Raw genomic sequence first — 8,006 nt, forward strand, 5'->3', positions numbered from 1 at the left:
TATGCTTTTCAATTCTCTTAATTTTGCCATTTTTCTGGTTACAGTGTTTCTGTTGTATTGGTTTGTTTTTAAAAATAACCTGAAATTTCAGAATTTGTTTCTGGTTGTTGTAAGCTATGTATTTTACTCTTTTTGGGACTGGCGCTTTCTTCTACTGATCATCATTAGTACGCTAACAGATTATGTTTTAGGTATTTTGATTGATACAGCAAGCAACCAACCGAGAAAGAAATTGCTTTTATCGGTAAGCGTTATTACCAATCTCTCTATTCTGGGCTTTTTTAAATACTGTAATTTCTTTATTGATAATTTCAAAGAAGTACTTTCGCTTTTAGGTTATCACGCCAATGTTAATACATTGAATATTATTTTGCCTGTAGGTATAAGTTTCTATACGTTTCAAACAATGAGTTACACCATCGATATTTATCGTGGACAAGCCAAGGCAACAAAAGATTTTTTTGCATTTTCGGCTTTTGTAAGTTTCTTCCCTCAGTTAGCAGCAGGCCCTATTGAAAGAGCAGTTAATTTTCTTCCCCAGTTTACCCGTGAGCGTACATTCGATTATTCAAAAGCTGTAGATGGGGTACGGCAAATGTTGTGGGGCTTTTTTAAGAAAGTGGTAATTGCAGATAACTGTGCCGAGCTGGCTAATCAAATATTCAATAACTCCGAACACTATTCGGGTAGTACATTACTGTTGGGTGCTGTGTTTTTCGCATTTCAGATATATGGTGATTTTTCGGGATACTCCGATATGGCTATAGGAATGTCCAGGCTTTTCGGGTTTGAGTTGAAACGGAATTTTGCATTCCCTTATTTCTCCAGAGACATTGCAGAATTCTGGCGGCGTTGGCATATTTCTCTGTCAACCTGGTTCCGCGACTATATCTATGTTCCCCTGGGAGGAAGCCGGGGCGGTAAATGGATGAAGATAAGAAACACCTTTGTTATATTCCTTGTAAGTGGTTTCTGGCATGGGGCCAATTGGACTTTTCTGGCATGGGGTGCACTTAATGCCCTCTATTTTATACCATTAATGCTGGCCAACCGTAATAGGCAGCATATAGAAATAGTAGCATTTGGAAAGAGTTTGCCATCGGTAGGCGAGTTTGTTTCAATAGCAATAACGTTTGCTTTAACTGTATTGGCATGGGTGCTTTTCAGGGCCGATAGCATGGCACATGCCGTTAGCTGTTATTCAAAGATTTTTTCATTTAGTTTGTTTACTATGCCTCAGGTAACCCCAAGCCTTATGGTTATGCTGCTTCTGTTCTTTTTTGTTCTCGTTGAATGGATAGGAAGAGGAAATGAATATGCAATTGAAAAGTTAGGCTTGAGGTGGAACCGTACGTTTCGTTATTCAATGTATTTCTCAATTGCATTGGCTGCATTTTGGTTTAGTGGTAAAGAACAGGAGTTTATTTATTTTCAGTTTTAACGTATGAAGAATTTTATTGTAAAGGTAACCTTTATTGCTGCGATTTTTACTCTCTTTTTAATCTCCTTGTTTGTAATAAACAGGTATTGTGCCGATTTTGGAATAGCAAAGAATAAAACTGTATTAATAATCGGTAATTCTCATCCCGAATGTGCTTTTAACGATGCTTTAATTCCGGGAGTAGCAAACCTTTCGGAATCGGGCGAAGCCTATTTTTATACCTATTTTAAATTGAAACAACTTTTGGAACAAAATCCGCAGATAGATAAAGTGTTGATTGAGTTTGCCAACGAACATATTCGCAAAGGAATTGATAAATGGATATGGGATGATATGTATGTTTCTTACCGGTTTCCTAAATATGCCTCTTTTATGGATGCAGATGCCATAAAGCTATTGTTAAAGCATAATCCGGAAAGCGTGATGGAAAGTATTCCGTTTCTATCCAGAATGAATGCAAATATGTTGCTCCACTATCAGTTAAACTATGCAACAACAGTGGGCGGATATTTAAATCTGGATAAGTGTAAAGTAGATTCCTTACTCGCGGCTCAGGCTGCCGATGCTAATAAAGAAAAAGTAAATGCAGGTGATAGCCTTGCGGTAGAAACGTTAGTGTATCTGGATAAAATAGTGGAATGTTGTAAACAGAAAGGTGTGAAGATGTTTTTTATCCGAAGTCCTGTGCATGTGGAATATGTGGGATACCGGAATGAAGCTAAATTTCAGAAACTACGCACAACCAGGTATCCTGATATTGAGTTTCTCGATTTCTCAAAGTTTCCTTTGGCAAATAGTGAGTTTGCCGATTTGGTTCACTTAAACAAGCAAGGAGCAAAGAAATTTTCTCTTTGGTTTGCCCAAATGGTAGAGAATGGGTTGCTTAATAAACCTGACAAACAGCATATCATCAATAAAGAAATGCATACCTCCTTCTTATCTTTTAATTAATCGGACCATGGATAAAATATCAGTTATAATTCCTGTTTATAATGCAGAAAAGTTTATTGCACAATGTATTTTCTCATTAATTAATCAAACGTATAAAAATATAGAAATTATAGCAGTAAACGATTGTAGCAAAGATAACAGCTTGGCATTATTGAATAAATATGCCGAAGCAGATAAAAGAATTACCGTTGTAAACCAGGATACCAATAAAGGACCCTCGCATGCCCGTACGCTAGGCCTGGCCAAAAGTACAGGGCAATACATTAGTTATGTTGATGCTGATGATTGGTTGCCATTAAACGCACTGGCTATTTTGTTAGATAAAATACAGAAGGAGAAAGCTGATATGGTAACAGGTACCATTGTTAGAATTGCAGATAAACATGGGCTGATTAAACACAATTATACCCCTAAAATGAATGTTGAAATCATAGAGCAGCCTGAATTATTTGATAAATATTATATCTCTTTCTTTGGTGTAAGCAATTTGACTATTTCAACTTCGAGCAAACTCTATAAAAGAGAGGTGTTGATAAAAGCTAATATCCCCCCTAACAATTTCAGATACGGCGAAGATTTAATGTTTTCGATGCTATTACATCCATATCTAACTAAAATTACATTTGTTGATGATGTTGTTTATTATTATCGATATGGAGGCAATACATCTGTTTCGAACCCTACTTATCTGGAAGATATAAAAAAACAATATAGAATTAAGGAACAGATAATAGCTGAATATAAATATTATAAAGCGTTACCGTATATAAAGTACGAATTGATTAAGCACTTCTATTTCTATGCATTAGAGTTGCTGATAAAAGATAATTATTCAAAAAACAAATTGAGAAAGTTCGTTCTTAAAGAACTCAATGATGAAATTTATACCGATGCAACACGCGGAATTAAGCTGGACGAAAAAGGAATAGCTGTTAAAGAACGCAATGTAGATGAGATAGTTAATAGCTTGTATGCAAAAAAAATGAAAGAACGTATAATTTACCGTATGAAACGAATTGTATTCTACCTTTTAAACTTTTAAAGAGATATGAAAATAGTGTACTGTACAGATAGTTTGAATCATTTGGGTGGGATTCAAAAAGTTACTACGGTTAAAGCATCGGCCCTTGCCAACATAGAAGGAAACGAGGTTTATATTATTACTGCAGAAGGGCAAGGAAAGAGTTTTTTTCCGTTAGATAACCGGGTGAAGAATATAGATTTAGATATACGTTATTATAGCGATGATTGGAAATCGAAATGGAGCCTCATTAAAAGTACTTATATAAAAAGGAAAGAACATAAGCAGAAACTAAAGAAAATTCTACATGAAATCAAAGCTGATATAATAATATCTACAGGAACATCGGATAAGTTTTACTTACCGTCTGTTTCGCCTCGCGAATCGGTTGTAATACGCGAGTTTCATTTTTGTACCCAATATAGGTACTTGAATGCAAAAGGCTGGTTCGATCTTATCAAAGCATATATTGGTGATATAATTGATTACAAAATAAAAATAAAGAATTATGATCAGGTATATCTATTAACAAAGGAAGACAAACAGTATTGGGCAAATAATAAAAAGGTAAGTGTTATACCCAATCCAAACAGCTTTACACCATCGGCAATAAGTTCGGGAAAATCTAAAAAAGTAATAGCAGTTGGACGGTATGTTGCCCAAAAAAGATTCGATAATTTGTTATTGATATGGAAAATGGTGGCACATAAATACCCGGATTGGACCCTCGAAATCTGGGGAGAAGGCGAAGAACGCACCCGGCTTGAAGATTTAATAGAAAAACTGGACATTGGCAAAAGTGCCTTTTTGAAAGGTTATACTGCTGATATTGAAAAACAACTGCAAAACTCGTCTGTATTTGTATTGACTTCTGATTATGAGGGGTTTGGCCTTGTTATTATTGAAGCAATGGCATGCGGGCTTGTGCCTGTATGTTTTGCCTGTCAAAGCGGGCCAACCGATATTATAACAGATGGAGAAGACGGCTTTTTAATCCCAGTGAAAAATTTAGAATTGTTTGCCGAAAAGCTTTCGCTTGTTATGGCCGATGAAGAGCAGAGAATTAAAATGTCGCAAAAAGCAATAGAACGTGCCCATGATTTTTCGATCGATAAAATAACCAAACGTTGGATGAATGAATTTATACGTTTGAAAGCAATGAAACAAAAACAGGTATCCCTATGAAATTATTGTATATAACCAACGGAATTACAGGGGTAGGAGGGTTGGAACGTGTATTAGCCATAAAAGCATCTTACCTGGCCGAGATACTTCATTATGAAATCTGTATCATCACCCTGAACGAAGAAGGTATAAAACCTTTTTATCAGTTTAGTCCTAAAATAACTTTCCGCTCGGTAGATGTTTCAACAAACAAGTTCCGGTACTTTTTAGGGATACGGCATATCGTTAAAGAATTTAATCCGGATGTAATATCTGTTTGCGACGATGGACTGAAAGGGTTCTTTGTCCCTCTTTGGGTAGGAGGCAAATCGAGGATTATTTACGAGCGACATACATCGAAAGAAATGATAACACTGGGTAAAACCCCCAACCTGAAGAACAGATTCTCTTTTATGTTGATGAATATAGGTAGTTATTTTTACGACAAATTCATTGTGTTGACCGATCATAATAAAAAACAATGGAAATATGGAAATGTTGAGGTAATACCCAACCCGCTTCCTTTTTATCCGGATTCGATGGCAAAACTGGAAAACAAACGCATCATTGCCGTAGGAAAAGTGTCGGTAGAGAAAGGGTATGAGCGGTTGGCCGAAGCTTGGAAACTGATTAGTTACAAATATCCGGATTGGAGAGTGGATATATATGGTTCGGTTGGTGCCTATAGCGAACTGGCAGAAGAAATAAAAGCATCTGCCATTCATATTAATCCTCCCGTTAAAGATATACAAAACGAATATTTATCATCTTCTATTTATGTACTCTCTTCCCGTTTCGAAGGTTTTGGAATGGTGTTAATCGAATCAATGGCTTGTGGAGTTCCATGTGTGGCTTTTGATTGTCCCTGCGGACCGCGCGATATTATTAAAGATGGAGAAGATGGTTTTCTGGTTGAAAATGGAAACGTTGAACAATTGGCTCAACAGCTTTCTGTATTAATTGAAAATACTTTGTTGCGTAAACAAATGGGTAATAATGCCCGTGAAAATGCACAACGTTATGATATTAACATCATTGCCCATCAGTGGGATAGCCTTTTTAAGAGTTTATGATCAGTATTATTGTACCGGTATATAATGTAGAACATTATTTGCCAAAGTGTTTGGATAGTTTGTTGTCGCAAACCTATAGCAATATAGAGGTGGTGTGTGTAAATGATGGATCGCAAGACAAAAGTGCTTCTATATTAGCTAACTATTCGGCTAAAGATAGCCGTTTGAAAGTAGTTACACAGCCCAACAGTGGCATTGCCTCTGCCCGTAACCGGGGAATAGAAGAGGCACAGGGTGAATGGATTATGTTTGTCGATTCGGACGACTGGATAGATATTGCCACATGCGAAAATGCACTATCCATGGCCATGGAACATTGTACAGATGTGGTGCTCTGGGCATATACGCGCGAGTTGGTGAATGGTAAAAGTGCACCCCGTTTGTTAATGAACGAAGATAAATTATTTAATGAGAACAGCATACACTTATTACATCGGCGGATGGTAGGCCCTGTTGATGAAGAATTATCAGATCCGAGTTTGCTTCATTCATGGGGAACAGTATGGGGTAAACTTTATTCTCGCGATGTAATTAAACCATTTCGCTTTGTTGATACAAAAATTATAGGTTCGGCCGAAGATGCTTTGTTCAACATCGAAGTATTTACCCGTGTAAAAAGTGCCTTCTATATAAATAAGGTGATGTACCATTACCGAAAAAATGTAAGTTCGTTCACAGGTGGACATAACAAAAGTCTGAATAAATGTTGGGCGAGGCTTTATAAAATGATCTCGGATACAATTGCAAACCATCATCTCCCAGCTGATTTTCAGCAGGCACTCCATAATAGAATTGCCATAGGTTTGATAGATCAAGGTATGAACGAGTGTAAGTCTCCTCAAAAAATGCCGGATAAAATAAAAGCAATCAAACAGATTATAACCGAAAAACAATATTGTTTGGCAGTACAAAGTTTACCTCTTAAATACTTTCCACTCCATTGGCTTTTTTTCTTTTGGGCTGCCAAAAAGGGTGATGCATGGGCATTATATGTATTACTGAATTTAATAATCTACCTAATCTGAATTGATGATGTATTGCATACCTACAGCCTTTTTATTGTAGATACGCTGCAAAAAGTCAACCGCTGTTTTATTTTGATTATACAACATGCATAATGCCGTATTATATGCATAATGCGTTTAAATGGGATAAAAGCAAAAAAAAAAGGATACAAAAGTTCACACAAACGTGCAGCTTTAAAATCCAACGGTCGTATAATTCCGTTGCAACAATAGAAAAGAAGAGAAAAGAAGAGAACATAACATAACATCAGAAAAAGCAGAATAAAAAGAAACTGCTGCTGCTGATGATATTAATGGTTCTTGATGGTCTTAATCGTAACGAATCGTGTGGTCGCTGTAGGGATACCCCTTGTGGGTATCCTGATTGGGTTAGGATACCGGGTTAGGATACCAGCGAACCATTATCAGGATACCCACAAGGGGCATCCCTACAGCGTATTATCCATCAAGCTATATAGAAGAGCACCCTTGATCTATATAGCATCGCCCCCTTGATCTATATAGCATTGCCCCCTTGATCTATATAGCACCAACCCCCGAAGCTATATAGCTCTAAAATGAAATCATAATCCATTCACCCTCAATTCCGCATGGTTCAACCATTCATCACTATTACCCGCACAAATTTTATGTTCTACAACACATTTCATTATCAGCCACTTAGCAATTATCCCTAAAAAACTTTCATATTTTTCTTGGTATTTATTTGGATTTACGAATAAAGTCCCTACCTTTGCACCCGCTTTACAAGAGAGTACAGCAGCAACAAAAAGATTGAAGTATTGTTCACATTTATTTTAAGTTTTAGAAGCCTTTAAAAATTTTCTAAAAATAATCTAAAATAAATTTGGAAGTTAAACTAAAAAGTCTTTATCTTTGCATCCGCTTTCAGAAATGAAGCTGCTCTTAACAAAGCAATCGTTCTTTGAATTATTTTCATAACAACAAGTAGTACAAGCATCTCTACTTTATAGTAGAGAGGAAAAAAATAACCTTGTCAATAACTTGATTTATATCAGGTGATAAGTTCAATAAATAAGACATCCTAACAGAGCTAAGATTTTTGTATAATATGTTTGTTTTACACTTTGCATAAAGGTGATAGAATAGGCTTATATTACAAGTCAACAATATTTTTACAATGAAGAGTTTGATCCTGGCTCAGGATGAACGCTAGCTACAGGCTTAACACATGCAAGTCGAGGGGCAGCGAGATGTAGCAATACATTGTCGGCGACCGGCGCACGGGTGAGTAACACGTATCCAACCTGGCTATTACTCGGGAATAACCTTTCGAAAGGGAGACTAATACCCGATAGTATAATCAATTC

6 protein-coding genes and 1 rRNA gene are annotated in these 8,006 nt (G+C 36.5%); all 7 read left to right on the forward strand.

The genetic code is table 11. The features are described 5' to 3' along the window. Position 1: 1 nt before the first annotated feature. On the forward strand, positions 2-1,441 hold the full coding sequence (locus D0T85_RS19130; protein ID WP_163215113.1) for an MBOAT family protein: 1,440 nt from the start codon (positions 2-4) through the stop codon (positions 1,439-1,441). Between the two features lie 3 nt (positions 1,442-1,444). Beyond that, complete coding sequence (locus D0T85_RS19135; RefSeq protein ID WP_163215114.1) at positions 1,445-2,392, forward strand: hypothetical protein; 948 nt, start codon at positions 1,445-1,447, stop codon at positions 2,390-2,392. Between the two features lie 7 nt (positions 2,393-2,399). Further along, positions 2,400-3,434 carry a glycosyltransferase family 2 protein gene (locus D0T85_RS19140; RefSeq protein ID WP_163215115.1) on the forward strand — a complete coding sequence of 345 codons (1,035 nt, stop codon included), beginning with the start codon at positions 2,400-2,402 and terminating at the stop codon, positions 3,432-3,434. Between the two features lie 6 nt (positions 3,435-3,440). After that, positions 3,441-4,598 carry a glycosyltransferase family 4 protein gene (locus D0T85_RS19145; protein WP_163215116.1) on the forward strand — a complete coding sequence of 386 codons (1,158 nt, stop codon included), beginning with the start codon at positions 3,441-3,443 and terminating at the stop codon, positions 4,596-4,598. Next, a complete protein-coding gene (locus D0T85_RS19150; protein WP_163215117.1) occupies positions 4,595-5,650 on the forward strand; it encodes a glycosyltransferase family 4 protein in 1,056 nt (351 codons plus the stop codon). Before D0T85_RS19145 ends, D0T85_RS19150 begins: the two co-directional genes overlap by 4 nt. Next, positions 5,647-6,675 carry a glycosyltransferase family 2 protein gene (locus D0T85_RS19155; RefSeq protein ID WP_163215118.1) on the forward strand — a complete coding sequence of 343 codons (1,029 nt, stop codon included), beginning with the start codon at positions 5,647-5,649 and terminating at the stop codon, positions 6,673-6,675. The genes D0T85_RS19150 and D0T85_RS19155 overlap by 4 nt, the downstream gene beginning before the upstream one ends. 1,138 nt (positions 6,676-7,813) lie before the next feature. Beyond that, positions 7,814-8,006: ribosomal RNA gene (locus D0T85_RS19160) — 16S ribosomal RNA — on the forward strand; the annotation flags it as partial.

It is taken from the genome of Bacteroides sp. 519 (assembly GCF_010500955.1).
In the GTDB taxonomy this organism is placed as follows: domain Bacteria; phylum Bacteroidota; class Bacteroidia; order Bacteroidales; family Bacteroidaceae; genus Bacteroides.

Bases quoted from the DNA above. Each gene is read 5' to 3' on its own strand.
- D0T85_RS19150 (WP_163215117.1), top strand. From the start codon at position 4,595: ATGAAATTATTGTATATAACCAACGGAATTACAGGGGTAGGAGGGTTG.
- D0T85_RS19140 (WP_163215115.1), top strand. From the start codon at position 2,400: ATGGATAAAATATCAGTTATAATTCCTGTTTATAATGCAGAAAAGTTT.
- D0T85_RS19130 (WP_163215113.1), top strand. From the start codon at position 2: ATGCTTTTCAATTCTCTTAATTTTGCCATTTTTCTGGTTACAGTGTTT.
- D0T85_RS19155 (WP_163215118.1), top strand. From the start codon at position 5,647: ATGATCAGTATTATTGTACCGGTATATAATGTAGAACATTATTTGCCA.
- D0T85_RS19145 (WP_163215116.1), top strand. From the start codon at position 3,441: ATGAAAATAGTGTACTGTACAGATAGTTTGAATCATTTGGGTGGGATT.
- D0T85_RS19135 (WP_163215114.1), top strand. From the start codon at position 1,445: ATGAAGAATTTTATTGTAAAGGTAACCTTTATTGCTGCGATTTTTACT.